The sequence below is a fragment of the Caproiciproducens galactitolivorans genome, assembly GCF_004768785.1.
GTDB lineage: Bacteria > Bacillota > Clostridia > Oscillospirales > Acutalibacteraceae > Caproiciproducens > Caproiciproducens galactitolivorans.
The window spans coordinates 1-579 of the sequence record NZ_SRMQ01000033.1; the positions used below are offsets into that span (position 1 = coordinate 1).

Below are 579 nucleotides of genomic sequence, written 5' to 3' on the forward strand. Positions count from 1 at the left end.
ATTCAGAGTTTCATCCAAGTCATCTGCTAATTTCGAAATCAGTTGCGGTTAAATCAGGCATTTAAATTCTCCTTTCCCCACAATTCTATATCGGGAAGGAAATATTTACAAGAAGGTGAGACAAGCCCTGCCATATAAATGGGACAATTACCATGCGATCATAACGATTCCGGCAACGGACTGCAACTTCATCAGCGCTCTCGGATATGCAAGTAATGATGAATTAACCAAAGCCGAGGAATATTTGAGAACACATCCGTTCGCAAACAAAACCCGTCTGAAAGCGGTGCAACGGGAAATCAGAAAGAGGGCGAAAAAGTAATGGATAAGCTTAAACCGTGCGATATTGATAGGCTTGAAAATTTCCTAAATGGCATTGCATTGGCACGTTTTAATCCCGATGAGGTAATCGCCCGAATCAACAGGCTGAAAGATATGCTGACAGATCTTTGCAATTCCGCCCCGGAGAACAAACCGCTGACGCTGGAACGGCTCCGGCAGATGGACGGGGAGCCAGTATGGATAAAAGGTAGTGATGCTAAAACAAGCGGATGGGCACTTATAAAAGGCAAAAGAGAA

Annotated in this window: 1 pseudogene; it reads left to right on the plus strand. The window is 44.0% G+C overall.

Annotation, left to right across the window (positions count from 1 at the left end):
* Positions 1-321: 321 nt before the first annotated feature.
* Positions 322-579, plus strand: a pseudogene (locus CAGA_RS12525) (hypothetical protein); the annotation flags it as partial.